The sequence below is a fragment of the Streptomyces lucensis JCM 4490 genome (assembly GCF_014650035.1).
GTDB classification, from domain to species: Bacteria; Actinomycetota; Actinomycetes; order Streptomycetales; family Streptomycetaceae; genus Streptomyces; species Streptomyces lucensis.
Map to the genome: position 1 here is coordinate 266,066 of NZ_BMUE01000009.1, position 24,550 is coordinate 290,615.

Below are 24,550 nucleotides of genomic sequence, written 5' to 3' on the forward strand. Positions count from 1 at the left end.
AAGCCCCGCCTGCATCAGCCGGAGCCGGAGCCGCCCGTCGACCCGCTGGCGGCACGGCGATGCTCGGCGTTGATGCGCTGCGCTTCCTCGAGCTGGTCCTCGAGGATGACGATGCGGCACGCAGCCTCGATCGGAGTCCCCTTGTCGACGAGTTCGCGGGCGCGGGCCGCGATCCGCAGTTGGTAGCGGGAGTACCGGCGGTGTCCCCCCTCCGAGCGGAGCGGAGTGATCAGCCGAGCCTCACCGATGGCCCGGAGGAAGGCCGGGGTGGTGCCGAGCATCTCGGCTGCCCGGCCCATGGTGTACGCGGGGTAGTCGTCGTCGTCCAGACGATCATTGAGGGGGTTGTCCGATGTCATGTCACCTCGCTGTGCAACGCGTCGAGGGGCCCTGGTGCCGTACGGCACCAGGGCCCCGAAGGAAATTCAACACCATCCGTCGGCTCTACTGCTGTGCCGACCTTCTGTTTCCGCTACCCGGCCCGGAGGGCGGAGCGGGGGATCGCAGCTGCGTGACCGTGGACCACCATCCAATCCGGGGTCTTGCGGTACCCGGACCGAGCGCTTCTCGGGCCGGGCGATCCTGATGGCGTCTGCTCCTCCGTTCCTCTCGTCCGACCACTGGATGAACCGGTACTGCTGCCGGCAGCTCCTCCACGTACGAGCCGCCCAGTGCGGCTCTCAGCTTCGTCACCGTTCTCGGGAACGCATTGGCTTCGAGGCTCGAGAGCCGCACTGACCTGCGTACTTCGTATTCAGCCACCCGCCAGTTCGTGTCTGGCGGGTCTCGATCGACCATGTCTACGGGAAGAAGCATACCCACGTAAGGAACGAAAATCTACTCGTGCAAAAGTAGATTTCACCCTTCCGGTGGAGGAGGGAGGCTGCCGTGCCGACCCCCCGGGGCTGACCGAAGCCGCCTCCCGCCGAGCACGCGGCCGCTTCAGTCCCGGGGGCGGTTCCTGGAACGGGCGGACCGCATAAGCTCTGCTGTCATGTCGAACCCTGATGAGCTGCTCGTCGCCATCTCCGCCGCGGTGGAGTCCGAGCGAAGCAATCAGATGTCGCTGACCGTGGTCGTCGGCGGTGCCGTCATCACCGGCCGGCTGGCTCCCGAGGCCGTGTGGAGGGAGCGGGTGGCGGAGGTCCTGAAGGACTCGGACCGTCTCGGCCCGTTCTCGGACGTCTTCTCCCGCGGTCCGCGAGGGAACCGGCCCGGCCGCGGCGAGGCGCCCACGCATCTGCACTTTCATCTCGCCCGGATCCTGCAGGGCAGCCTCGGGATCCCTGAGACGGGCGGCATGTACCGAGTCGCGATCAAGGACGTCAGCGCATGGACCGTGGGAGATCTCATCCACTTCGACCGGTGAGACGGATCAGCGTGCGAGGGCGGGCCAAGGGGGCTCCGGGGACTGACCGGCCCAGGCAGCCGAGTCGTTCCAGGGCCGCCGCTGTGCCCTGGGTCGCACCCTCGCGCCGGTGGGGTCCGCCCTGGCCGACGCGGCCTCGACGGCCCCGGGACGGCGAAGGCGCGCGGTGGATGCGTTCCGGGACGGGCGCGGTGATGACCACAGGGGCCCCGGAAGGCGTCCGGGCGCCTGTGATGCGGCTCGGCTCCGCGTCGCCCGAGCGGACCGGGGTGCCCCGGAGCGGCCTTATGTGCGATGGGTGCGCGTGCGGTTCATGCGGAACCTTCCTCGATGCGACTCGACGCGGGCACGTACCAAGGAATTTTCGCTGCAGAACGAGCAGGGCAGAGAATCGCGAGAACGCCAAAAACAGGGCCGTATCGCCCTGGGAATAAAGCGAGCTGGGGCCGCACCCCAAGGTGCGGCCCCAGCTGCGAAGTACGCGTCAGTGCCGGCGCGTCAGGCGGGAACGATGTTCTCGGCCGTCGGGCCCTTCTGGCCCTGCGCGATGTCGAACGACACCTTCTGGCCTTCCAGCAGCTCCCGGAAGCCCTGGGACTGGATGTTCGAGTAGTGCGCGAAGACGTCGGGGCCGCCGCCGTCCTGCTCGATGAAGCCGAAGCCCTTTTCCGCGTTGAACCACTTCACGGTGCCAGTAGCCATTTTGTTTCTCCTTCGGAGGCGGTGTCCGGAATACGCCCTGCGCGCATTCCGGTGTCGCCGTGATGATCAGCCGTCGGAAAAACCTTCTGGCAACCTCACCTGCAACCGATATCGACAGTAGCACGGTGCGATCGGCTTTGCGCGGTCGATGATTTCGCTCCGCCGGGCGGTCGAGGAATACTCGCCGTACCCCGCACCTATATCTCATTTCACGGGCACAGATATTGTTCTCCGCGGGCGCGGCTGTGGCCGACAGCCACCGACGACATCCATGTGTCCCAGGTGACTCCGTCGATCCGCCCGGCCCTTGCGTGAGTGGCAGACTGCATCCATGACGACTCACAAGAACCTGCTCGGCGGCCCGGAGCCGACGTACCTCCCGGAGAACGAAGAGGCATACCGCCTTCTGGGCGAGGAGTCCCAGCCTCCGGCCGAGGTGGCGGCGAAGTACCCGACGTTCTCCCTCGCCTGGGCCATGCTCGCCGACGACGCCTTCGAGGCGGGGCGAGTGGTCGAGTCGTACGCGTACGCGCGCACCGGCTATCACCGCGGTCTGGACGCACTGCGTCGGGCCGGCTGGAAGGGCCACGGGCCCGTCCCCTGGGACCACCGGGCCAATCGCGGGTTCCTGCGCTGCCTCGCCGCCCTCGCTCGTGCAGCCGGCGAGATCGACGAGAAGGATGAGACGGAGCGTTGCTGGCAGTTCCTGAAGGACAGCAGCGCCGAGGCGTACGACGAGCTGAAGCGCTGACAGGTGGCCGCGCCGGTGCGGGCCGGGGGTGGGGTCGCTCGCCGGCGCTGACAGGGCGCCGCTGCGCCCACCCGTGCCGCCCCAGCGGCACGACTGCCCGCAGCGACGGCTCCCTCCGGGACCGACAGCACGGCAACCCCTCAGGGGCGCGGGGAACTGCGTGACCGGCCCCCACGCGGCCGGGGCGAGGCACGGCGGTCGGCCTCCAGCGGCGGTGCCGTCACGTTGCCGTGGGTCCGGCACTCCGGGCGCCGGCACCCCGGAGGCAGCCGGCGGACCAGCCCGAACGCCAACGCCGAGCCCAGCAGCAGCGCCCCCGCACAGATCGGCATCGCCCGCGAGAACGCCGCGTCGAACGCCGTCGGCGACCGGTACGCCTCCGGGCCCATCCCCGTCAGCAGCGGCAGCGCGGCCACGGCCACCAGCCCCGCCGCCCGGGCCGCCGCGTTGTTGATGCCGCTGGCCAGGCCCGCCCGGGCGGTGTCGACGGAGGCGAGCACCGTGGCCGTCAGCGGGGCGACCAGGGTGACCATGCCGGTGCCCATCACCAGCAGCGCGGGCAGGACGTCCGTGAGGTAGTCCGCGTCCGGGCCCACCCGGAGCATCAGCAGCATCGCGACCGCGCACAGCAACGGGCCGACGGTGAGCGGGAGCCGGGGGCCCGTGCGGTCGGCCAGCGCGCCCGAGCGGGCGGAGAACAGCAGCATCAGGGCGGTGGTGGGCAGCAGGGCCGCGCCGGCGGCCGGCGGCGAGTAGCCCGCCACCACCTGCAACTGCAGCGCGGTGAGGAAGAAGAAGCCGCCGAAGGCCGCGTACACGCACAGCGTGACCAGGTTGACCGCCGTGAACTGGCGCGAGGCGAAGATGTCCGGCGGGAGCATCGGGTCCGGCCGGTGCTTCTCGACGTACCCGAAGGCCACCGCGGCGGCCAGCCCCGCCACCGCGGTCACCACCACCGCCGGGGAGCCGCCCGGGGCCTCGATGAGCGCGTAGGTCAGCAGCGCGAGGGCGAGGGCGCCGAGCGCCGCGCCGAGCACGTCGAAGCGGCCGCGGGCGCCCGGGTCGGCGGACTCCGGGACGTGCCGCAGCGCCACCGGGACGCACAGCAGGGCGAGTGGGAGGTTCAGCAGGAACACCCAGCGCCAGCCGGGGCCGGCCACCAGCCAGCCGCCCAGGAAGGGGCCGACGGCCGCCCCGACCCCGCCGAAGCCGGACCACAGGCCGACGGCCCGGCTGCGGTCGTCGGGGTGGAAGGAGGCCTGGATGAGCGACAGCGAGCCGGGGGTCAGCAGCGCCCCTCCGACGCCCTGCAGGGCGCGCGCGACGATCAGCACGCCCGGGCCGGGCGCCAGCCCGCACAGCAGCGAGGCCGCCGCGAACCACACCACCCCCAGCACGAAGATCCTGCGGCGGCCGTAGCGGTCGCCGAGCGACCCGCCCAGCAGGATCAGCCCGGCCAGCGTGACCAGGTACGCGTTGACCGTCCACTGCAACGCGGCGAGGCTCGCGTCGAGGTCGCTGCCGATGCGCGGGAGCGCCACGTTGACGACGGTGGAGTCCAGCATGGCCATGCTGGAGCCGAGGACGGTGGTCAGCAGGATCCACTTGCCCCGGGGCGAGGCCAGCCGGACGTCGGGCACGTCCCCAGGTATACAGCGGGCCCGGCGCCGTGGACAGCCGCCGGGCCCGCTGGGAGGTACCGCTTACTTGATCTTGTTGCCCGCCGAGCGCAGGTGCTGCGTGGCCAGCGTGACGCGCTGGGCCATGCCCGCCTCGGCCAGCTTGCCCCAGGTGCGCGGGTCGTAGGTCTTCTTGTCGCCGACCTCGCCGTCGACCTTCAGGACGCCGTCGTAGTTCTTGAACATGTGGTCGGCGACCGGACGGGTGAAGGCGTACTGGGTGTCCGTGTCGATGTTCATCTTCACGACGCCGTTCTCCAGCGCTGTCAGGATCTCCTGCTCGGTGGAGCCGGAGCCGCCGTGGAAGACGAAGTCGAACGGGGCGCTCTTGCCGAACTTGGCGGACACGCCGTCGGCCAGCTCCTTCAGCAGCTCGGGGCGGAGCACGACGTTGCCCGGCTTGTAGACGCCGTGCACGTTGCCGAAGGAGGCGGCCAGCAGGTAGCGGCCCTTCTCGCCCAGGCCCAGGGCCTCGGCGGTGCGGATCGCGTCATCGACGGTGGTGTAGAGGGAGTCGTTGATCTCGTGGGAGACGCCGTCCTCCTCGCCACCGGTCGGGGTGATCTCGACCTCCAGGATGATGTTCGCCCGGCGGGCCTGCTCCAGCAGCTCCTGGGCGATCTCCAGGTTGTCGGCGAGGGTCTCGGCGGAGCCGTCCCACATGTGCGACTGGAACAGCGGGTGCCGGCCGGCCTTCACGCGCTCCTCGGACAGCGCGAGCAGCGGACGTACGTAGCCGTCGAGCTTGTCCTTCGGGCAGTGGTCGGTGTGCAGCGCGATGTTGACCGGGTACTTCTCGGCGACGATGTGCGCGTACTCGGCGAGCGCGACCGCGCCGGTCACCATGTCCTTGCTGTACTGGCCGCCCAGGAACTCGGCGCCACCCGTGGAGATCTGCACGATGCCGTCGCTCTCGGCCTCCGCGAAGCCGCGCAGGGCGGCGTGCAGGGTCTGGCTCGAGGTGACGTTGATGGCCGGGTAGGCGAACTTGCCTGCCTTCGCCCGGTCGAGCATCTCGTTGTAGACCTCGGGGGTTGCGATGGGCATGGTCCGCTCCTTGAGTGTGCGGTTGAGGTTCTGCTACGGCCCTGACCTAGACCTTGGGGGTGACGTCATCGTCGTCCCCATCTTTCCAGACATGGACCCGTGGTCCATGCGTCGGTCAAGTCCAGGTCAATCCCGCGTGTCAGTCCAGACCCAGTTCATCCTTCGAGAAGGCGAACCGGTACGGAACGCCCGCGCCGGCCTCGATCTTCTCCGCGGCCCCGGTCGCCCGGTCGACGATGGTCGCGACGGCCACCACCTCGGCGCCGGCCTCGCGCACGGCCTCCACGGCGGTCAGCGGGGAGCCGCCGGTGGTGGAGGTGTCCTCTACGACGAGCACGCGGCGGCCCGCGATGTCCGGCCCCTCCACCCGGCGCTGCAGTCCGTGCGCCTTGGCGGCCTTGCGGACGACGAACGCGTCGAGCTTCCTCCCGCGCGCGGCGGCGGCGTGCAGCATGGCGGCCGCGACCGGGTCGGCGCCCATGGTGAGCCCGCCCACCGCGTCGAACTCCAGGTCGGCGGTGAGGTCCAGGAGCACCTGGCCGACCAGCGGGGCGGCCTCGCCGTCGAGGGTGATGCGGCGCAGGTCGACGTAGTAGTCGGCCTCCAGACCGGAGGAAAGGGTCACCTTGCCGTGCACCACGGCCTTGTCCTTGATCTGCTGCAGCAGCGCGCCGCGTACATCCGTCATGCCCCCAGCTTAGATGCGCCGCCAGCTCCAGGTGGTCGTCGCCTCCAGCGGCTCCAGCGGGGTGACCAGGCGCGGGAGGGTGTTCAGGCCGTTGGGCGGGCCGGTCTGCGGCTCCACGCACACGGCCTCGGCCTGCTCGTCGTAGACGACCACCCACTCCTCCCGGCTGGCCACCTTCAGCTGGAGCTGTCCCGGCCAGGTGAGGGTGACGTCGACGCCGCCGGGCATGCCGAAGCAGTCGTCCCAGGGGCCGGCCCCGGGGTCGACGCGGTTGCCGGTGGGCAGGTGGTCGGCGCCGCGCTCCTCCTGCCAGGCGGGCTTGAAGTCCAGCCGGACGTCCTCGCCGCCGAGGTTCCGGTGGAACCAGGGGTGCCAGCCGATCTGCGCCGGGAAGGAGTCGTCGTACGCCTCGACGGACATCGTCAGCGTCAGGCTGTCCTCGGCCAGCGTGACGACCTGGGTGACCCGGCCCCGGTGCGGCCAGGGGTCGGCCAGGTCGTAGGTGATCACGGCCTCGTCGCCGGAGACCCGGGCGGTGCGCCAGGCGCCGTCGCGGGCGGTGCCGTGGATGGCGTGCGGCGGGGAGTTGACCGGCATCTGGCGGACGGTGGCGCCGTCCAGGAAGCGGCCCTCCCGGATCCGGCCGCACCAGGGCACCATCGGGAAGCACCCGTAGCGCTCGCCCTGCCGCAGCAGCTCGACGCCGCCGATCCGCAGCCCACCGATGCGGCCGCCGTTGCCCGGCAGCACGCTCACCTCCGCGTCGCCCGCGGTCAGCGTGATCTCTTCGTTACTCACGCCATGACCCTACTGGGGCGATCAAGAGGGCGCCGTCGGCCGGTCAGCGGCGCCTGCGCAGGGCGCGGGTCACGACGACCGCCGAGGCCAGTGCCAGGGCCGCCGCGGGGGCCGCCCAGCGCAGGGCCGGGTTCCCGCCCACGGTCTGGGGGGCCGGTACGGGGGCGTAGCGGCCGCGTGGCGGGGCGTGGTCGACCTCCTCGGCGCTGCGGCCGATCATCGTGCGGCGGGCGTGCGCGGCCTCGGCGGGGGGCTCGCCGGTGCCGGCGAAGTCCTCGACGAGCCCGTCGGCCGCGCCGATCCCGTCCTCGTCGGCCTCGGCGTCCAGGGCGGGCGGGGGCACCTCGGTGTCGAAGACGGAGGAGGGCCGGCCGGTCGCGGACTCCGGCCCCCGCTGCTGCTCCTGTCCCTGCCCAGGCTCCTGTTCATGGCCGAGTTCCTGCTCCTGCCCCGGCTCCTGCTCCTGCCCCGGCTCCTGCTCCTGCCCGGGTTCCCGCTCCTGCTCCGCCAGGCCCTCCACGAAGCGGTCCAGCAGCCTCGTCGCCGCCGAGGTCACCGCCTCCGCCGGGAGTTCCGTGATCCGGCCGTCGGCGTGCGCCGTGCCCCCGACCGTGACGGTGGAACCGCCGCCGGCGTCGGACAGGCGCAGGGTCAGGGCGAGCTTGACCGAGCCGGTGCCGCGGGCCTCGGCGGCGTCGCCCTCGATCGCGTACGTGCCGTCCTCGCGGGCCACCACCCGTACCGCTCCCCGGTAGGTGACGGAGTGTCCGCCGACGCGCACCTTCAGCCGCCCGGCGACGGGCTCGGCACCGGCGTCCTGCTGCAGGCCGGGTACCGCCCGGGCGACACGAGCGGGGTCGGCCAGTGCCGCCCTGAGCCGCTCGGCGGGAACCGCGACGAAGACCTGGTGCTCCATGTCCGCTGAGCCTACCCAGGAGTGGCGGGAACGTACCCTCCGCGGAACCGGTGAGTCGGCCGGGCCGGCCACCGCCGCCCGGCGCTGCTCAGTACCGCGGACGCACCAGCGTCGAGGCGGGCAGACCGGGCCACCGGGTGCGCCGTGCCGCCCGTCCGTCCGCCGTCAGCCCGGTCTGGTCCAGGGTGCTCAGCCGGTCGCCGTCCAGGCGCAGGGGCGGTGGGGTGCGGCCGGGGGCCGCCAGTAGGAAGCCCCAGTCGTGCGGGGCCCCGGACGCGCCGGGCGAGCGGTCGGGGCCCGCACCGGAGCCGGAGTCGTGGCTGAGGACCCGGTAGGGGGTGGGGGCGAGGCCGGCCGCGCGCAGGGTCGCGGCGACCGTCCAGAAGGCGCGGGGGCGGGTGGTGACCGGGCCCGCGTGCACCACCAGGCGGCCGTGCGGGGCCAGGGCGCGCCGGGCCAGACCGTAGAACTCCTGCGAGTACAGCTTGGTGCCGGCGGTGATGCCCGGATCGGGCAGGTCGGCGACGACGGCGTCGTACGCGGCCGCGGGGGCGTCGCGCAGCCGTCCGAAGGCGTCCGCTGAGGTGACGTGGACGCGCGGGTCGGAGTAGGCGTGGCCGTTCGCGGCGGCCAGGCCGGGGTCGTGGCGGGCCAGGCGGATCAGGCCGGGGTCGGGTTCGACGACGTCGACGCGGCGCACCCCGTGGTGGCGCAGCACCTCGCGCAGGGCCAGGCCGTCGCCGCCGCCGAGGATCAGCACGCGCGTCCCGGGGTGGCCGGACAGGGCCGGGTGGACCAGGGCCTCGTGGTAGCGGCGTGCGTCGCGGCCGGCGGGGCGGGGGCGGCCGTCGAGGTAGAGCCGGAGTGGCCGGCCGCCGGTGCCGCCGGTCAGGACGACCTCCTGGGCGCCGGTCCGGACGGCCACCCGGACGTCCGCGCCGTAGACGGCGTGCCGGGCGGCTCGTTCGAAGTCGCCGGCGAGGGCGGCGGCGGAGCCGAGGACGCCGAGGACGGTGAGGGCGGCGAGCGGCAGGGTCCAGCGGGCCCGGCGGCTCAGGTCGCGGCGGAAGAGGCCGAGGACGAGGGCGCCGCCCGCGACGACGTTGACCGTGCCGGTGAGCAGGGCGCCGGTCAGCTGGCCGAAGAAGGGGAGCAGCAGGAAGGGGAAGGCCAGGCCGCCGACCAGGGCGCCGACGTAGTCCGCGGCGAACAGGTCGGCCACCGCGCCGCCCGCGTCCTGCCGGCGGATGCGCTGGATCAGCTCCATCAGCAGGGGGACCTCGGCGCCGATGAGCAGGCCGATGGCGAGGGAGAAGGCCACGAGCAGGCAGCGCGGGCCCTCGGCCCACCACCCGCCCCAGCCGCCGGTCCAGGCGAAGACGGCGTACAGCGCCATCGCGCTGCACCCGCCGACCAGGGCGAGGGCCGACTCGACCGCGCCGAAGGCGGCGGCCGCGTGGCGGCGCAGCCGTTTGGCGGCGAGGGAGCCGATGCCCATCGCGAACACCATCACGGACAGCACGATGGAGGCCTGGGTGACCGAGTCGCCGATCATGTACGAGGCGAACGTGACGAGTTCGAGCTCGTACACCAGTCCGCAGGCCGCGCAGACGAAGCCGCACACCAGCACCAGGAACCGTCCCGGGCCGGGCCGGACGGGCAGCGGGACCGGGCCGGTCGAGGAGGGCGGGCCGGTCCGGGAAGGCGGGGCGACCGGGGGCGCGGGAGCGTGCGAATCGATCACTCTGTGACGTTACGTCACGCACTCGGGACGCTTCGTCACCCACACGTGTGGAAGTGAGGGCAGTTGACGCATTACGGGTTTATGCGGCCGTTCACGCCCTCACGGGTTCGTCCGGCGGCCAACCGCCTTCCCCGGTACGGTCGTCCGGCCGCCCGGCTCTCCTCCGCGGCCCGACCCGCGTGCGCGTCGCCACCAACTGCCCGTCCTGCGGGTAGGCGTGCCAGGTGCGCCAGTGCACCTGGCCCTCGTGCCGCTGGGCGAGCAGGGCGGTGAACGCGTGCGGGCTGCCGGGGAACACGCCGGCGAGGCCGTGCGGATGGTCGGAGACGAGGGCCAGCAGCTCCTGGGCGCGTCCCGCGAACGAGCCGGGCGTGAGCACCTCGACGCGGGCGGCGAACTCGTACTCCCAGTCGTCGACCCGCTTGGCGACGCCGAGCGGGAGGGGCGTGCTGGAACCGGGGATGCAGGCGACCGTCTCCGAGCAGAGGCCGCGCTCCTCCTCCAGGAGCACCTGGTGGGACGCGCCGAGCAGTCGCAACTGGAGTTTGGATCCCGCGAGTTCGAGGTCGAGCGTGGCCAGCGCGGGCAGCGGCTCACGCCCCAGCGCCCAGGCGAGGTCGGCCGCGCGCGTATCGGTGTAGGAGGTGTTCAGGGTCGTGAGCATGGATCGGCTCCGCTAACACGCGACAGGAGGGGAGATCGGCCATGTCAGCCCAGCCGGCCCGGCCGGGGGGAGTCTGCGGGACGTCCTGGGGGCTGCGTTGGCGATTCAGAGGGAATCATGAACTGTGGCGCCTTCACAGCGCTTTTACCCAACTTCATGCGGTTTCCATCCCTCGGGGGGCTCCACAGCTCAACTGTTCAACCCTGGCGTACACCGGGGAGCGGCAGTGGAACGGGTGAGCGCCCGCCGGTCGCTTCGTCCGGCGGGCGCTCGGTGCGGCCCGGATGCGGTTCCCCCTGATCCCGCGAGTCCCGTCCGGCACGGGACGGTTCGCGGGAGGAAGCTCAGCTGCCCCGTGTCAGCTGCCTCCCCCGCATCCGCCCCCTCCACCGCACGAGGAGCCGCCGCCGCAGGACGATCCCCCGCCGCAGGAAGAGCTGCCCCCGCACGAGGAGCCGCCGCCGCAGGAGTGGTGACCCCCGTGCCCGCCGTGACTCCCGTGTCCCCCCGAGGACGAGCCGGAGTCGGCCGCGCCGCCCCAGGCCCACCAGCTGCTTCCGCCGTCGTACGACGATGACGAAGACGAAGACGACGAGCGGTACGACCGGCCCCGGCCGCCCTTGCCGAGCGACACCTTGGTGCGCCGGTTGCGGCGGGCCCGGCCCGCCGCCGCCGCGACGACCACGACCGCGGCCACCGCCAGGATGATGCCGATCTCCATGGCGCCCCCCTCCTTCCGTTCCCCCGAAGCGGCCCCCCGTGGGCGCCTCGCCTGTTGCCGCGCCTCGCGCGGTGACCGGGGGATGCCCGGCCGCCTCCGGGCTCAAAGCAGAGTTGAGGAACTCCAGAGCTTGGGCGCAGGATGACCGGCATGACCTCCTCCGCGCGCCCCTTCCTCAACCGCCGCCTCGCCGAGTTCGGGACGACGATCTTCGCCGAGATGTCCGCCCTCGCGGTGGCCACCGGGGCGATCAACCTGGGCCAGGGCTTCCCGGACACCGACGGTCCCGAGGAGGTCCGGGAGGCGGCCGTACGGGCGCTGCGGGACGGGCGGGGCAACCAGTACCCGCCCGGTCCGGGCGTCCCCGAGCTGCGCACCGCGATCGCCGGGCACCAGCTGCGCCACTACGGACTGTCGTACGACCCCGACACCGAGGTACTGGTCACGGCGGGCGCGACGGAGGCCATCGCGGCCTCGCTGCTGGCGCTGCTGGAGCCCGGGGACGAGGTCGTCGCCCTGGAGCCGTACTACGACTCCTACGCCGCGAGCATCGCCATGGCGGGCGGCACGCGGGTGCCGGTCACGCTCCGCCCGCACGACGGCGGCTTCCGTCTGGACCTGGACGAACTGCGCGCGGCGGTCACCGGCCGCACCCGGCTGCTGCTCGTCAACACCCCGCACAACCCGACCGGCACGGTCCTCACGCGCGCCGAACTGGCCGCGATCGCCGAGCTGGCGGTGGAGCGGGACCTGCTGGTGGTGACGGACGAGGTGTACGAGCACCTGGTGTTCGACGGCGCCGAGCACGTGCCGCTCGCCACGTTCCCCGGGATGCGCGAGCGCACGGTGACCATCGGTTCGGCCGGCAAGACCTTCTCCTTCACCGGCTGGAAGGTCGGCTGGGTGACGGCCGCGCCCGAACTCGTGCGCGCCGTCCGCTCGGTGAAGCAGTTCCTGACGTACGTCTCCTCGGGCCCCTTCCAGTACGCGGTCGCCGAGGCGCTGGCCCTGCCCGACTCCTACTTCGAGGACTTCCGCCGGTCCATGCTGGCCCGCCGGGACATCCTCGCGGCGGGACTGGCGGAGGCGGGCTTCGAGGTGTTCCGGCCGGCCGGCACCTACTTCGTCACCACCGACATCCGCCCCCTCGGCGAGAAGGACGGCTTCGCGTTCTGCCGCGCCCTGCCGGAGCGCGCCGGCGTGGTCGCCGTCCCCAACGCCGTCTTCTACGACGACCGCGAGGCCGGGGCCCCGTTCGTGCGGTTCGCCTTCTGCAAGCGCGAGGAGGTGCTGCGGGAGGCGGCACAACGGCTCCGGGCCATGTGAGCCCCGCGTAGGGCCGGCGCGGCACGGTCCCGGATGCGACCAAGTGGCCCGGTGCCTGTACTCGACACAGGTGAACCGGTGGCGTACTCGGCCGTCTGCTGCTCGCGTCGGCGCCCGGGCCCCTGCAGGGTGCGGTGGTGACTCACGCCAGCACCGTCCTCGCCCCGCCCGTCGTCACACCCCAACCGGCCCCCGGGGAGCGCACCGGGCCGTCGCCCGGCAGCGCGGGCGCCGTCGCCGTGGGCCTCTTCCTGGGCGCGCGGCTCACCGGCGCCGCCGTGCTCGCCCTCGTCGGCGCGGCCGCCGGCCGGCACCCCCTGATGCTGCTCGGCCGGTCCTGGGACTCGAAGTGGTACCTCGGCATCGCCGCGCACGGCTACGGCCACTCCCTGCACCTGCGCTCCACGGTCGTCAGCGACCTGGCGTTCTTCCCGCTGTACCCGGGGCTGGTGCGTGCGGTGACCGCGCTGACCCCGCTCGGCGGCGTCGGCGCCGGGCTGCTGGTGTCGTGGACGGCCGCCGCCGTGGCCGCCGCCGGCATCCACGCGGTCGGCACCCGGCTGCACGGGCGGGCGGTCGGTATCGCGCTGGTGCTGCTGTGGGGTCTGCTGCCGCACTCGGTGGTGCTGTCGATGGCGTACACCGAGCCGCTGCTGACGGCGTTCGCGGCCTGGTCCCTGCACGCGGTGCTGACCGGGCACTGGCGGTGGGCGGGCGTGCTGGCCGCGTGCGCGGGACTCGCCCGGCCGAACGGGTTCGCGGTGGCCGCCGCCGTGCTGGCCGCCGCGGGCTGCGAGGTGTGGCGGCGGCGCGGCAGGGTTTCCCACAGGCTGTGGACGGGCGCGGCGCTCGCCCCGCTGGGCTGGACGGCGTACGTCCTGTGGGTCGGCCGGCGCACGGGTAACCCGCTGGGCGGCTACTTCGAGGTGCAGCGGCGCTGGGGGTCGCGGTTCGACTTCGGGCGGGGTTCGCTGGAAGTGGTGCGCCGCTCGCTGCTGCACGGCAACCGGTTCGTCTTCGCGATGGCGCTGATCATCGCGGCCGTCGCCGTGCTGCTGTTCGCGCTGCTGCTCGTCGAGCGCGCCCCGCTGCCGCTGCTGGCGTACAGCGGGGTGCTGCTGCTGATCGCCCTCGGCGGGTCGGGCTTCTTCGCCTCCAGGCCGCGGTTCCTGCTGCCGGCGTTCCCGCTGCTGCTGCCGCTCGCCCGGGCGCTGGTACGGACGGCGAGAGCCCGGCCCTGGCACGCGACCGTGGTGGTCGCGGCCCTGGCCGGGCTCAGCTATGTCTACGGCGCGTACCTGGTCGTGTTCGGGCACGCGCCCCTGTGACGGGCGGCGGGGTTACTCCCCGTCGTCCCCGGGCTCCTCGGGCTTCTCGGCCTCGTCGACCTCCTGCTCCAGGCCGAGCTGCTCGACGAGCCACTTGTCGAACTCGATCGCGGCCCGCACCCAGCTGACCGTGGAGGAGACGAAGTGGTTGATGTCGACGCCCGTGCCGATCAGCATCTGGGCCTCGCCGATCAGGCGGACGGTGCCGTCGTCGTGGGTGTGCGTGTACACCTTGGGCCACAGGGTGCGGCGGTTCCAGTCGTCGACGGACTCCAGAAGCTGGGGCTTCTCGTCGATCTGGTGCGGACGGTCGTAGAAGGTCCGCACCGAGAAGACCGCCTGCTCGGCCTCCCCGCGGAACATGAAGTACGTGCGGAACTGCTCCCACGGAGCCGCGAGGTCGCCCTCCTCGTCGACGACGTACTTCAGCTCCATCTGGTCGAGGAGCTGCTTCACGAGGTCCTGATCCGGGAGGACGGGGCCCGCCGGTCCCTGGGGCTGCGGGTCGGGCTGGCCCCCGAAGTTCGGAATCGAGGACGGGTCGATGCTCACCGTGTTTTTCCCTTCATGCGGATCCCGCCATCCTCCCCCATGCGGGGAGGGGGGTGGCAAGCCCTGACGTGACCTGTCAGCCATGGGCTGACATGATCCGGCTGGTCGGGTGAGGCGGGCGGGCGACGGGAGCCGGCATGGCGGCGCGGGGACGGACCAGGTGGGGGCCTGTCGCGGCGGTGCTGGCGCTGCCGGTGGCGCTGCTCACCGGCCTGGTCGTCATGGTGGTGGCCTGGCTCCGCCCGGACGCCCCGCTCGGCGGGGAGTCCGGTGAGGTGCCGTGCGCCGAGGCGCTGTCCTTCGGCGGGGCGAGGCTGCCGAAGGGGGCGCGCGACACGAGCTGCACGGTGCGGTCCTGGATGGACACCGACTACGTGGCCCGCTTCCGTATGCCCCGCGAGGACGTGCGCGACTGGCTGAGGGCCACCTATCCGGACGCGCCGGACCCCGGGACCCGGTCCTGTCACCCGCACTCCGTCGACCTCTGCCTCGACCTGGGCCTGCGCGAGGAGGACTGGAACTACGCGGGGCGCGTGCCGGGCAGGACGGACCCCGGCTTCGGCGCGTTCACTGTCGACGTCGACATCACCTGCGAGGGCCGGGACACGGCCCTCGTGGTGTTCTCGGCGTTCACCTCGTGAGGGTCACAGCGTCTTGCCCGTCGCCGGCCCCACGATCAGCCCCTCGCCGAAGCGGTCGACGCGGATCGTGTCGCCGTCCTTGATCTCGCCGGAGAGGATCTCCTTGGCGAGGCGGTCGCCGATGGCGGTCTGGACGAGGCGGCGCAGCGGGCGGGCGCCGTAGGCCGGGTCCATGCCCTCCTCCGCGAGCCAGGCCAGCGCACCGGGGGTGATGTCCAGCGTGAGCCGGCGCTCGGCGAGCCGCTTGGCCAGCCGGTCGATCTGCAGCCCGGCGATCCGCTCCAGTTCGGGCTTGGTCAGCGCGGAGAAGACGACCAGGTCGTCCAGGCGGTTGAGGAACTCCGGCTTGAAGGAGGCCCGGACCATCTCCAGCACCTGTTCCTTCTTCTCCTGCTCCCCGAGCACCGGGTCGACCAGGTACTGGCTGCCCAGGTTGGAGGTGAGCACCAGGATGGTGTTGCGGAAGTCGACGGTGCGTCCCTGACCGTCCGTCAGGCGGCCGTCGTCCAGGACCTGGAGCAGGATGTCGAAGACCTCGGGGTGGGCCTTCTCCACCTCGTCCAGCAGCACCACGCTGTACGGGCGGCGGCGCACCGCCTCGGTGAGCTGGCCGCCCTCCTCGTAGCCGACGTACCCGGGGGGCGCGCCGACCAGCCGGGCCACGCTGTGCTTCTCGCTGTACTCCGACATGTCGATGCGGACCATGGCCCGCTCGTCGTCGAAGAGGAAGTCGGCGAGCGCCTTGGCCAGTTCGGTCTTGCCGACACCGGTCGGGCCGAGGAAGAGGAAGGATCCGGTGGGGCGGTCGGGGTCGGCGATCCCGGCCCGCGAGCGCCGCACGGCGTCGCTGACCGCGCGCACGGCCTCGGACTGGCCGATGAGCCGCTTGCCCAGCTCGTCCTCCATCCGCAGCAGCTTCTGCGTCTCGCCCTCCAGCAGGCGCCCGGCGGGGATGCCGGTCCAGGCGGCGACGACGTCGGCGATGTCGTCGGAGCCGACCTCCTCCTTGACCATGGTGTCCCGGGCGACCTCCTCCTCGGCCTCGGAGGCGGCCTCCAGCTCCTTCTCCAGCTGCGGGATCTCGCCGTAGAGCAGCTTGGCGGCGGTGTCGAAGTCGCCGTCGCGCTGCGCGCGTTCGGCCTGGCCGCGCAGGTCGTCCAGCCTCTCCTTCAGCTCACCGACCCGGTTCAGGGACTGCTTCTCCTTCTCCCAGCGGGCGGTCAGGCCCCGCAGCTCCTCCTCCTTGTCGGCGAGGTCGCGGCGCAGCTTCTCCAGGCGTTCGCGGGAGGCCGGGTCGGTCTCCTTGGCGATCGCCAGCTCCTCCATCTTCAGCCGGTCCACGGCACGCTGGAGTTCGTCGATCTCCACGGGGGACGAGTCGATCTCCATGCGGAGGCGGGAGGCGGCCTCGTCCACCAGGTCGATGGCCTTGTCGGGCAGGAAGCGGGAGGTGATGTACCGGTCGGACAGGGTGGCGGCGGCCACCAGCGCGCTGTCGGCGATCTGGACCTTGTGGTGGGCCTCGTAACGGCCCTTCAGACCGCGCAGGATCGCGATCGTGTCCTCCACCGACGGCTCGGCGACCAGCACCTGCTGGAAGCGGCGCTCCAGGGCGGGGTCCTTCTCGATCCGCTCCCGGTACTCGTCCAGGGTCGTGGCGCCGACCATGCGCAGCTCGCCGCGGGCCAGCATGGGCTTGAGCATGTTGCCCGCGTCCATGGCGGAGTCCCCGCCGGCGCCGGCGCCGACGACGGTGTGCAGTTCGTCGATGAAGGTGATGATCTGCCCGTCGGAGTCCTTGATCTCGGCGAGCACGGCCTTCAGCCGCTCCTCGAACTCGCCGCGGTACTTGGCGCCGGCCACCATCGCACCGAGGTCGAGCGCGACGAGCCGCTTGTCCTTCAGCGACTCGGGCACGTCCCCCTTGACGATCCGCTGGGCGAGCCCCTCGACGACGGCGGTCTTGCCGACGCCCGGCTCGCCGATGAGGACGGGATTGTTCTTGGTGCGGCGGCTCAGCACCTGCACGACCCGCCGGATCTCCTGGTCCCGGCCGATGACCGGGTCCAGCCGGCCCTCGCGGGCGGCGGCGGTGAAGTCGGTGCCGAACTTCTCCAGGGCCTTGTACTGGCCCTCCGGGTCGGCGGTGGTCACGCGGCGTCCTCCCCTGGCCTTCCGGAAGGCCTCCTGCAGCTTCCTGGCGTCGGCGCCCTGCGCCTTGAGCACCTCACCCGCCGCGCCGCCCTTCGCGGCGATGCCGACGAGCAGGTGCTCGGTGGACAGGTACTCGTCGCCGAGCGCCTTGGCCCGCTCGGTCGCGTCGGCGATGGCGGCCAGCAGTTCGCGGTTCGGCTGCGGGGGCGCGACGGTGGAGCCGGTCACACTGGGCAGCCCGGCGAGGATCTTCTCCGCACCGGCGCGTACGGCGGCCTGGTCGGCCTCGACGGCGGCGAGCAGGTCGGTGATGTTCTCGTTCTCCTGCCCCTGCAGCAGAGCCAGCAGCAGGTGGGCGGGGGTGAGGTCCGGGTGCCCGTCGGTCACGGCGCGACTGCTCGCGGCGTTGATCGCGTCCCGGCTCCTGTTGGTCAGCTCGGCGTCCACGTGTCCGTTCTCCTCCTCGGCGTCCCGGTGCTGACTTAACCAGCGTACACAAAGTTGAGTCTATTCCACTCAAGGCTGGGCGTGCACGTGTCTCCGGTTAGGTTTCGGGGCATGGCGACATACTCCGTGGATCCGGGTTCCCCGGGCGAGGCCTACCTCGCCTTCTGGCGGGAGCGGCATCTGTGCACGCTGACGACGATCCGGCCCGACGGCAGTCCGCACGTGGTGCCCGTGGGGGTGACGTACGACCCCGGGGCCCGGCTGGCGCGGATCATCACGAACGGGGCGAGCGCGAAGGTCTCCCATGTGCGCGCGGCCGGCTCCGGGGGCGCGCGGGTCGCCGTGTGCCAGGTGGACGGCAGGCGCTGGGCCACCCTGGAGGGGCGCGCGTACGTCCGCACCGAGCGGGAGCGCGTCGCGGAGGCCGAGCGGCGCTACGCCGAGCGCTACGGCCGGATCCCGTCGCCGAACCCCTCGCGCGTGGTCATCGAGATCGAGCTGGAGCGGGCGCTCGGGCGGGGCTGAGGACCGATGGTTTTCGGCCAGCGTGGCTGTACGCCCATACCTGGAGATGTCCCCGCAAAACTGCAGCGGCGTCACCGTGTTCAGGTCACGGTGACGCCGCTGCGGGGGGAAGCGCCTGAGCGATCTTTTACGACGGGGGAATCGCGTCAGGCACTGCGGGGGGTGGCCGAGACGGTACTGAGTTCGGGGTCCGCCGGCTCGGACAGCCGGTGGTCCCGCTGGTCCAGGTTCACGAAGATCATTCCGTACCGGATGGCACAGCGCACCGGCCGGGGCGCGCCGCGCGGCTTGCGCAGGCACCGGAACGCCCGCACGTCGCCGTCGTCGTCCCGGGTGACGACGACCGGCTCGCCGAACACGGTCACCATCAGTGAGTCACCGCTGTGGGGGATGGCGGTGACGAGGTCGATGAAGTGCCAGCCGGAGCGGTAGGCGGTGGCCATCTCACGGCGGAAGGATCGGTCGTCGGGTGGAGTAGTCATAGTCAGTCCCAGACGCTGTCATCCATGCTGACCGGAGTCTCGACGCCGACAGCGACCGTCCCCGTTGCCCGAGCACCACTCGACGTGTGACCGTCCCCCTGCGCGCCGGAGAGGCCGGCCAACATCCCGAAGGCCGCAACGGCGGAGAAGGCGGCGACAAGCACCGAGCGAAGCATTCTCTTACGCATAGTCGGCTTCGTCCTCACTTGAAGGTCCCCTCTTCCCCCGTCGAGTAAGACGATGGCTCATATGGGCACGTCATGACCACACGATCGGTGCATCATGTTCCTGCATGTTCAGGACCCTGGGGGGTGGAGATTTGGGAACAAACGGGACTAAGGCGGCACATCCCCATACGGTTACCGACTTGTGTGAGGAAGGGAATCGTCTCTACGCGACGGCGCTGCGCACCGGCCGCATCGCCCGAGCGGATGTCGAGACCGCCCCTTGTCTGATGGAGTTCGCCCTCCTTCACCCCGATCCGGACGACGCGGGCTGGCTGCGCCCGGTTCCCCCGACCCTGGCCCTCGCGCAGCGTCTTCACCCCCTTGAGCAGGAGATCACCGAGCGGCGGCGGCAGTCCGTCGCCCTGGCCGACGCCTTCGAGCCATTCATGTCCCTGAGCACCCAGGAGAGCGCGCCGACCCACTCGATCACGGTCCTGGAGGGGCTCGACCGGATCAACACGGCGCTGGACCTGGCCACGGCCCAGTGCCGCACCGAGATGCTCACCGTGCAGCCGAGCGGCCGGCGCCGTCCCGAACAGCGGCTCATCGAGGGACTCGAGCGGGACAAGCCGCTGATCGAGCGCGGGGTGCGGATCAGGACCCTGTACCAGCACACGGCCCGCTACAGCCCCGACCGGCTGGCCTACGTCGACCAGTTCACCAACGGCAAGGTGGAGTACCGCACCATCGACGAACTGGTGGACCGGCTCATCATCTGCGACGAGACCGTGGCGTTCATCCCGACCAGGGACGACCGCCAGGTGGCCCTGGAACTGCGCCACCCCGGGCTGGTCCGCTACCTGATCAAGGTGTTCGAGTTCATGTGGGACCGGGCGGTGCCGCTGTCCGCCGGAGCGCCCTACGAGACGGCGCCCGACGGCATCACCGACATCCAGCACTCCATCGCCAAGCTCCTCGTCGAGGGCCACGTCGACGAGGCCATCGCCCGCCGCCTCGGCATGAACGTGCGCACCTGCCGCGCCCACATCGCCAAGCTCGCCCAGGCCCTCGGCAGCGGCAGCCGCGCCCAGCTCGGCTACCTCATCGCACAGTCCGGCATGCTGGACCGGGACCTGTGAGACCAGGGCCGGGCGACGAGCACCGCGGGAACGCGCGCCCGGCCACGCACGGGTGAGGTACCTGGAGAGTCGAGCCGACGGCCCGAGCGGCGGAGGCGAGCCGGAGCCGCGCCCGGCCCGGCCGTCCGGTCCGGCGGCCGGAGGACCCGTCCGCCGACGGTGGGGAGGCAGGCGAGTGGACATGGGGGCAGCGCACCCCGAGCACGGGGCCGACGACCTGTGCGAGGCGGGGCAGGAGCTGTACGAACGCGCGCTGCGCGCGGGGCGGGTGAGCGCCGGTGACGCCGTCGGCGCGCCCTGCCTGGCGGCCCTCGGGCTGCTGCGGCCCGCCGCGGAGGACGCCCGGCGCCTGGAGCCGGTTCCGCCGGCCGTGGCGCTGCACCGGTTGCTGCGCTCGACGGCCGACCGGATCGCCGCCGAACGCCGGCGCGAGGCCCTGCTGGCGGACGTGTTCGAACCGCTCATCCGCAGCGACGGCCGGCGCACCGAGGACGCCGCGGACACCCCGACGCTGCGGCTGCTCAGCGGGTCCGCGCACATCAACGAGGCCATAACGGAGGCCATGGAAACGGCCCGCCACGAGGTCCTGTGCGTGCAGCCCCACCACGAGCTGAACACCCCGCGCGGACACCGCTCGCAGCGCATCGCCCTGCGGCGCGACCAGGAGCTGCTGGACCGCGGTGGCCGGATCCGCACGCTCTACCAGCACACCCTGCGCCACCTGCCGGCCATCGCCGGGTACTACGAGCAACTGCGCGGCGACACCCAGGCGCGCAGCCTGGACGAGGTCACCGACCGGCTGATCGTCGTCGACCGCACCGTCGCCTACCTCCCCGCCAACGCCGACGCCACCCTCGCCCTGGAGGCCCGGCACCCGGCGCTGGTCACGTACTTCGTGACGACGTTCGACCAGCTGTGGCGCCTGGCCACCCCCATGTACCCGCGGGCCGTCCAGCGGCCCACCGTGGACGGCGTGACGCCGCGCCAGCGGGCCATCGCCGCACTGCTCGTCGAGGGCCACACCGACGCCGTCATCGCCGAGCGGCTGGGCATGAACGTCCGCACGGCCCGCGTCCACATCGCCAGGCTCGCCACCACCCTCGGCAGCACCGGCCGCACCCAGCTGGGCTACCTCATAGGGCGGTCGGGGATCCTCGACCGGCGGGGGGAGGCGGCCGGGTGAGCCACCGCGAGCACGGCGCGGAGGAACTGTGCGCCGCCGGCAAGAGGCTCTACCAACGCGCCCTGCGCGACGGGTACCTGCCCGCCGCCGAGACCGCCGAGGCGCCGTGCCTGACCGGCCTCGGCCTGCTGCACCCGGCCGTCGACGACCTCGGCCGCCTGGAGCCCGTGGCCCCCGCCGCCGCGCTCAACCGCTTCCTGCGCTCCTCCCGCGCCCGCGTCGACGCCGAACGCCGCCGTGAGGACCGGCTGCTGGAGCTGTTCGAGCCCCTCCTGCACGCCGGCACCCCGCACGGCGCCCCCGCCGACGCCCCGACCCTGCGCCTCCTCAGCGGCACCGAGTCCATCAACCACGCGATCGGCGAGGCCCTCGCGGAGGCGGCCGAGGAGGTGCTCTGCGTCCAGCCGCACGCCGGGCTCACCGGTCCGCGCGGCGAGGCCGCGTACGCGGCCGCCTCCGCGCGTGACCAGGCCCTGCTCGACCGCGGCGTCCGGCTCCGCGCGCTCTACCAGCACACCCTGCGCCACCTGCCGTCCGTGTACGGCAGTCTCGAGCGGCTGCGGGGGGACTTCGCGATCCGCGGTCTGGACGAACTGCCGGACCGGCAGATCATCGTCGACCGGACGGCGGCGTTCATCCCGGCCGGCGACGACCGGCGGCTCGCCCTGGAGGTACGTCACCCGGCCCTGCTCGGCTTCTTCGTCACCGCCTTCGACCGGCTGTGGCGGCTGGCCACGCCCCTGTACCCGCAGGCCGTCCAGCGGCCCTCGGTCGGTGGGGTCACACCGCGTCAGCGTGCCATCGCCGCCCTGCTCGTGGAGGGACACACCGACGCGGTCATCGCGGAGCGGCTCGGCATGAACGTGCGCACGGCCCGCCTGCACATCGCCAAGCTCGCCACCGTCCTCGGCAGCACGAGCCGCGCCCAGCTCGGCCACCTCATCGGACGGTCGGGGCTTCTTGGCCCGGAACGGTGAGCGCGGCTGCCGGGCGTGCGGGCCGTTGGCCGTTCAGACCCACCTGGGCGATGCGGACGCCGAGCTGGGTGCGGCTGGCCGCGCCCAGCGTCTCCGACAGGCGGGCGATGTGAGCACGGCAGGTGCGCACGCTGATGCCGAGCCGCTCGGCGATCACCGCGTCCTGATGGCCCTCGGCGAGCAGGGCGGCGATGGACTGCTCGCGGTGCGAGATGCCCTCGATGCCGGTGTCGGGCAACGGCGCGGTGAGCGGGATCGCCAGCCGCCACAGCCGTTCGAAGACCGTCACCAGGTACTCCACGAGCGCCGGGTGGCGTAGTTCCAGGGCCATGGTGCGGTCGGTGTTGGCGGGGATGAAGGCGACCGTGCGGTCGAAGAGGATGAGGCGGTCGATCACCTCGTCCAGGGTGCGGGCCTCGACCGTGTCACCCATCAGCTCCAGGTAGTTGAGCAGACCCTGCCCGTGCCGGGCCACATGCGTGTACAGGTCGCGCATGCGCACGCCCCGGCCGCGCAGCGCCAGCGCCCGGTGCAGCCCCTCGGACAGCTCGGCCTCCCGCCGGATGCCGCCCGGCTGCACGGTGAGCACCTCGGTCGTGCACGCCTCGGTCGCCTCGTCCATCGCGGCCTGGATGCGGGAGAGCCCGTCCAGGACCCGGATGGCGCTGCCCTCCGCCGGCGCCGCCAGCGCGTTCAGCTGCCGGCCCAGGCCCGCGTACCACTCGAACGCGGCCACCGCCGAGCCCACCCGCCGCTGGCTCTCGCTGACCTCGTCGTAGACCCCGCGCAGCAGCCTGGTCATGACCTCCTGCGGGGAGGTCGGCACCAGCCGTTCCATGTCGTCGGGATCCGGGTGCAGCAGGCCCAGTTCCAGCAGGCAGGGCACCCGTTCGGCGTCCGTGCGCGGCACCCGACCCCGGCGTACGGCCCGGGAATACACACGGTCCCCGGCCTCGCACAGCCGGTCGGCACCGTGAGGATGCTCCTCCGCCCCGTGCCCGGCCATCGCCCATTCCACCCCCGATGTGCTGCCACTTCCGCAGCGCAACTATGCGCGGCGCCGACCGGGTCCGCAACACGGCTCACCCCGAGGGGGCTGCCGGAAAGTGCCGTTATGCCCGCGTATCCGCCAGGCTCCGCCCCTCGCATTGCAACAAGATGATGGTGGTGGTCCGGCCATCACAGGGGCATCGTTGTTCCCGCTTCCCCCGGGTGTCACCCAGCACCCGGTAGCGGCCCCGGCCCGGGCGCCCCCCGCCTCCGCCGGGGCCGCTGTATCGCACCCACGGGGGTGGTGCGATGCGCAGGGAGGGCCGCCGGGGGTCTGCCCACGACCCCACGGCCTCACGGCCGCGGGCCGTACGACGCCGTGTCGTACGGCCCGCGGCCGTGGGAGCCGGTGCCCGCGGCGGGTGCCGCCGGGCGGTGTTACTTCAGGCCGATCGCCGCGCAGGCGGCCTTGTACTTCGAGGTGCAGATGTCGTCGACCTTGTAGATGCCGTCCGCGATGACCGTGTCCTTGATGCTGGTCCTGGTCAGCGGGCTCACCTGGACCAGCCGGGACGGGATGTCCTTGTCGGTGGGGCTGTCGACCTTGTCCTGGGCGAGGGCGTCGAACTGGATGTCCTTGCCCTGGATCTTGGTGACGGCCATCTGCGCGGCGGCCTCGGCCTCGTCCGGGTAGGACTTGTAGACGCTCATGTACTGCTCGCCGGCCACCACCCGCTGGACGGCGTCCAGTTCGGCGTCCTGGCCGGTGATCGGGGGCAGCTCGGTGACGCCGGCCGTCTTGAGGGCCTTGATGACGCCGGCCGCCATGCCGTCGTTGGCGGCGTAGACGGCGGCGATGTTGCCCTTGCCGATCTTGCCGATCGCCTCGGTCATCTCGGCCTCGGCGACCTCCGGCTTCCAGCCCTTGGTGTCGTAGGACTCCGCGATCGTCACCTTGCCGCTCAGCTCGGACAGCGCGCCCTGCTTGAACTGCTTGGCGTTCGGGTCGGTCGGCGAGCCGTTGATCATGACGACCTTGTCGGAGGTGTCGACCTTCGACCCGAGGACCTCCAGCAGGGAGCGGGCCTGCACCTCGCCGACCAGCTCGTTGTCGAAGGAGACGTAGGCGTCGATCGGGCCCTCGGCGAGCCGGTCGTAGGCGATGACCGGAATGCCCGCGTCCTTGGCCTTCTTCACGGCGCCGGCGACGGCGTGCGAGTCGACCGCGTCCAGCAGGATGACGTCGACCTTGTCGTCGATCAGCTTCTGCAGCTGCCCGGCCTGCCGGGAGGCGTCGGCGTCGGCGTTGAGGTACTCGACCTTGCCGTGCTTCTTGGTGAGTTCGGCCACCTTGTCCCGGATGATGGGGTAGTCGAACTTGTCGTAGCGGCTGTTGGCCTTCTCCGGAAGCAGCAGGCCCACGGTGATGTCGTCGCCCTTGGTCGGGCTGGCACTCGCACCGTCCCCCGTGGCGTCCAGCACGCCGCAGCCGGCGAGCGAGAGGGTCATCGTGGTTGCTGCCACGGATATGGCGATACGACGCATTCGGGGGCTCACTTC

Annotated in this window: 24 protein-coding genes; 9 read left to right on the forward strand and 15 right to left on the reverse strand. The window is 72.3% G+C overall.

Features of this window, described 5'->3' with window-relative positions; all coding sequences use genetic code 11:
- Positions 1-14: 14 nt before the first annotated feature.
- Positions 15-359 carry a helix-turn-helix domain-containing protein gene (locus tag IE177_RS22020; protein WP_190017081.1) on the reverse strand — a complete coding sequence of 115 codons (345 nt, stop codon included), beginning with the start codon at positions 357-359 and terminating at the stop codon, positions 15-17.
- A 635-nt stretch (positions 360-994) separates the two neighbouring features.
- Between IE177_RS22020 and IE177_RS22025 the strand changes: the two genes are divergently transcribed.
- Positions 995-1,369, forward strand: a complete 375-nt coding sequence (locus IE177_RS22025; protein ID WP_190017082.1) for a GvpU-like protein — start codon at positions 995-997, stop codon at positions 1,367-1,369.
- A gap of 498 nt (positions 1,370-1,867) precedes the next feature.
- Here the strand turns inward: IE177_RS22025 and IE177_RS22030 are convergent, their stop codons facing one another.
- Positions 1,868-2,071 (reverse strand): cold-shock protein, encoded by a 204-nt coding sequence (locus IE177_RS22030; RefSeq protein WP_190017083.1) that lies wholly within the window; start codon positions 2,069-2,071, stop codon positions 1,868-1,870.
- Between the two features lie 331 nt (positions 2,072-2,402).
- On the opposite strand from IE177_RS22030, the gene IE177_RS22035 reads away from it, so the two are divergent.
- Positions 2,403-2,822, forward strand: a complete 420-nt coding sequence (locus IE177_RS22035; RefSeq protein ID WP_190017084.1) for a DUF3151 domain-containing protein — start codon at positions 2,403-2,405, stop codon at positions 2,820-2,822.
- 140 nt (positions 2,823-2,962) lie between these two features.
- Here the strand turns inward: IE177_RS22035 and IE177_RS22040 are convergent, their stop codons facing one another.
- From IE177_RS22040 to IE177_RS22075, 8 genes are all read right to left on the reverse strand, one after another.
- On the reverse strand, positions 2,963-4,462 hold the full coding sequence (locus tag IE177_RS22040; protein ID WP_190017085.1) for an MFS transporter: 1,500 nt from the start codon (positions 4,460-4,462) through the stop codon (positions 2,963-2,965).
- Between the two features lie 63 nt (positions 4,463-4,525).
- Positions 4,526-5,548, reverse strand: a complete 1,023-nt coding sequence (gene fbaA / locus IE177_RS22045; protein ID WP_190017086.1) for a class II fructose-bisphosphate aldolase — start codon at positions 5,546-5,548, stop codon at positions 4,526-4,528.
- A 139-nt stretch (positions 5,549-5,687) separates the two neighbouring features.
- Positions 5,688-6,236, reverse strand: a complete 549-nt coding sequence (gene pyrE, locus IE177_RS22050; protein WP_190017087.1) for an orotate phosphoribosyltransferase — start codon at positions 6,234-6,236, stop codon at positions 5,688-5,690.
- A gap of 9 nt (positions 6,237-6,245) precedes the next feature.
- Positions 6,246-7,034, reverse strand: a complete 789-nt coding sequence (locus IE177_RS22055) for an aldose epimerase family protein (protein ID WP_190017088.1) — start codon at positions 7,032-7,034, stop codon at positions 6,246-6,248.
- A 43-nt stretch (positions 7,035-7,077) separates the two neighbouring features.
- On the reverse strand, positions 7,078-7,950 hold the full coding sequence (locus IE177_RS22060) for an SRPBCC family protein (protein WP_190017089.1): 873 nt from the start codon (positions 7,948-7,950) through the stop codon (positions 7,078-7,080).
- Between the two features lie 88 nt (positions 7,951-8,038).
- Positions 8,039-9,694 carry a polyamine aminopropyltransferase gene (locus IE177_RS22065; RefSeq protein WP_190017090.1) on the reverse strand — a complete coding sequence of 552 codons (1,656 nt, stop codon included), beginning with the start codon at positions 9,692-9,694 and terminating at the stop codon, positions 8,039-8,041.
- Positions 9,695-9,785: 91 nt separating this feature from the next.
- Positions 9,786-10,358 carry a DUF2617 family protein gene (locus IE177_RS22070; RefSeq protein ID WP_190017091.1) on the reverse strand — a complete coding sequence of 191 codons (573 nt, stop codon included), beginning with the start codon at positions 10,356-10,358 and terminating at the stop codon, positions 9,786-9,788.
- Positions 10,359-10,716: 358 nt separating this feature from the next.
- Positions 10,717-11,079, reverse strand: a complete 363-nt coding sequence (locus tag IE177_RS22075; RefSeq protein ID WP_190017092.1) for a hypothetical protein — start codon at positions 11,077-11,079, stop codon at positions 10,717-10,719.
- 141 nt (positions 11,080-11,220) lie between these two features.
- Between IE177_RS22075 and IE177_RS22080 the strand changes: the two genes are divergently transcribed.
- A complete protein-coding gene (locus IE177_RS22080) occupies positions 11,221-12,405 on the forward strand; it encodes a pyridoxal phosphate-dependent aminotransferase (RefSeq protein ID WP_190017093.1) in 1,185 nt (394 codons plus the stop codon).
- A gap of 137 nt (positions 12,406-12,542) precedes the next feature.
- A complete protein-coding gene (locus IE177_RS22085; protein ID WP_190017094.1) occupies positions 12,543-13,733 on the forward strand; it encodes a putative hexosyltransferase in 1,191 nt (396 codons plus the stop codon).
- Between the two features lie 12 nt (positions 13,734-13,745).
- Here IE177_RS22085 and IE177_RS22090 read toward each other — a convergent pair whose 3' ends face one another.
- Positions 13,746-14,285: a type III secretion system chaperone family protein gene (locus tag IE177_RS22090; RefSeq protein WP_190017095.1), complete on the reverse strand. Its 540-nt coding sequence runs from the start codon at positions 14,283-14,285 to the stop codon at positions 13,746-13,748.
- Between the two features lie 137 nt (positions 14,286-14,422).
- Here IE177_RS22090 and IE177_RS22095 point away from each other — a divergent pair, with 137 nt between their 5' ends.
- The gene (locus IE177_RS22095) at positions 14,423-14,926 is read left to right on the forward strand and encodes a hypothetical protein (RefSeq protein ID WP_190017096.1); all 504 of its coding nucleotides are present in this window, start codon (positions 14,423-14,425) and stop codon (positions 14,924-14,926) included.
- Between the two features lie 3 nt (positions 14,927-14,929).
- On the opposite strand, the gene clpB is transcribed toward IE177_RS22095, so the two are convergent.
- On the reverse strand, positions 14,930-17,527 hold the full coding sequence (gene clpB, locus IE177_RS22100; protein ID WP_190017097.1) for an ATP-dependent chaperone ClpB: 2,598 nt from the start codon (positions 17,525-17,527) through the stop codon (positions 14,930-14,932).
- A 111-nt stretch (positions 17,528-17,638) separates the two neighbouring features.
- On the opposite strand from clpB, the gene IE177_RS22105 reads away from it, so the two are divergent.
- Entirely contained in the window at positions 17,639-18,052 is a 414-nt protein-coding gene (locus IE177_RS22105) for a pyridoxamine 5'-phosphate oxidase family protein (RefSeq protein WP_190017098.1), read from the forward strand.
- A gap of 146 nt (positions 18,053-18,198) precedes the next feature.
- Here IE177_RS22105 and IE177_RS22110 read toward each other — a convergent pair whose 3' ends face one another.
- Positions 18,199-18,534 carry a Rieske (2Fe-2S) protein gene (locus tag IE177_RS22110; RefSeq protein ID WP_190017099.1) on the reverse strand — a complete coding sequence of 112 codons (336 nt, stop codon included), beginning with the start codon at positions 18,532-18,534 and terminating at the stop codon, positions 18,199-18,201.
- Positions 18,535-18,826: 292 nt separating this feature from the next.
- Here IE177_RS22110 and IE177_RS22115 point away from each other — a divergent pair, with 292 nt between their 5' ends.
- The 3 genes from IE177_RS22115 to IE177_RS22125 all read left to right on the forward strand — a co-directional run bounded on the left by IE177_RS22115 (position 18,827) and on the right by IE177_RS22125 (position 22,000).
- The gene (locus IE177_RS22115; RefSeq protein ID WP_190017100.1) at positions 18,827-19,840 is read left to right on the forward strand and encodes a helix-turn-helix domain-containing protein; all 1,014 of its coding nucleotides are present in this window, start codon (positions 18,827-18,829) and stop codon (positions 19,838-19,840) included.
- Between the two features lie 181 nt (positions 19,841-20,021).
- Positions 20,022-21,023 carry a helix-turn-helix transcriptional regulator gene (locus IE177_RS22120; protein WP_190017101.1) on the forward strand — a complete coding sequence of 334 codons (1,002 nt, stop codon included), beginning with the start codon at positions 20,022-20,024 and terminating at the stop codon, positions 21,021-21,023.
- Complete coding sequence (locus tag IE177_RS22125) at positions 21,020-22,000, forward strand: helix-turn-helix transcriptional regulator (RefSeq protein WP_190017102.1); 981 nt, start codon at positions 21,020-21,022, stop codon at positions 21,998-22,000. The genes IE177_RS22120 and IE177_RS22125 overlap by 4 nt, the downstream gene beginning before the upstream one ends.
- Here IE177_RS22125 and IE177_RS22130 read toward each other — a convergent pair.
- Positions 21,963-23,006, reverse strand: coding sequence for a helix-turn-helix transcriptional regulator (locus IE177_RS22130; RefSeq protein WP_190017103.1), 1,044 nt, complete (start codon positions 23,004-23,006; stop codon positions 21,963-21,965). The two genes, IE177_RS22125 and IE177_RS22130, sit on opposite strands and share 38 nt — an antisense overlap.
- Positions 23,007-23,428: 422 nt before the next feature.
- Positions 23,429-24,535, reverse strand: coding sequence for a sugar ABC transporter substrate-binding protein (locus tag IE177_RS22135; protein ID WP_190017104.1), 1,107 nt, complete (start codon positions 24,533-24,535; stop codon positions 23,429-23,431).
- Positions 24,536-24,550: the final 15 nt, after the last annotated feature.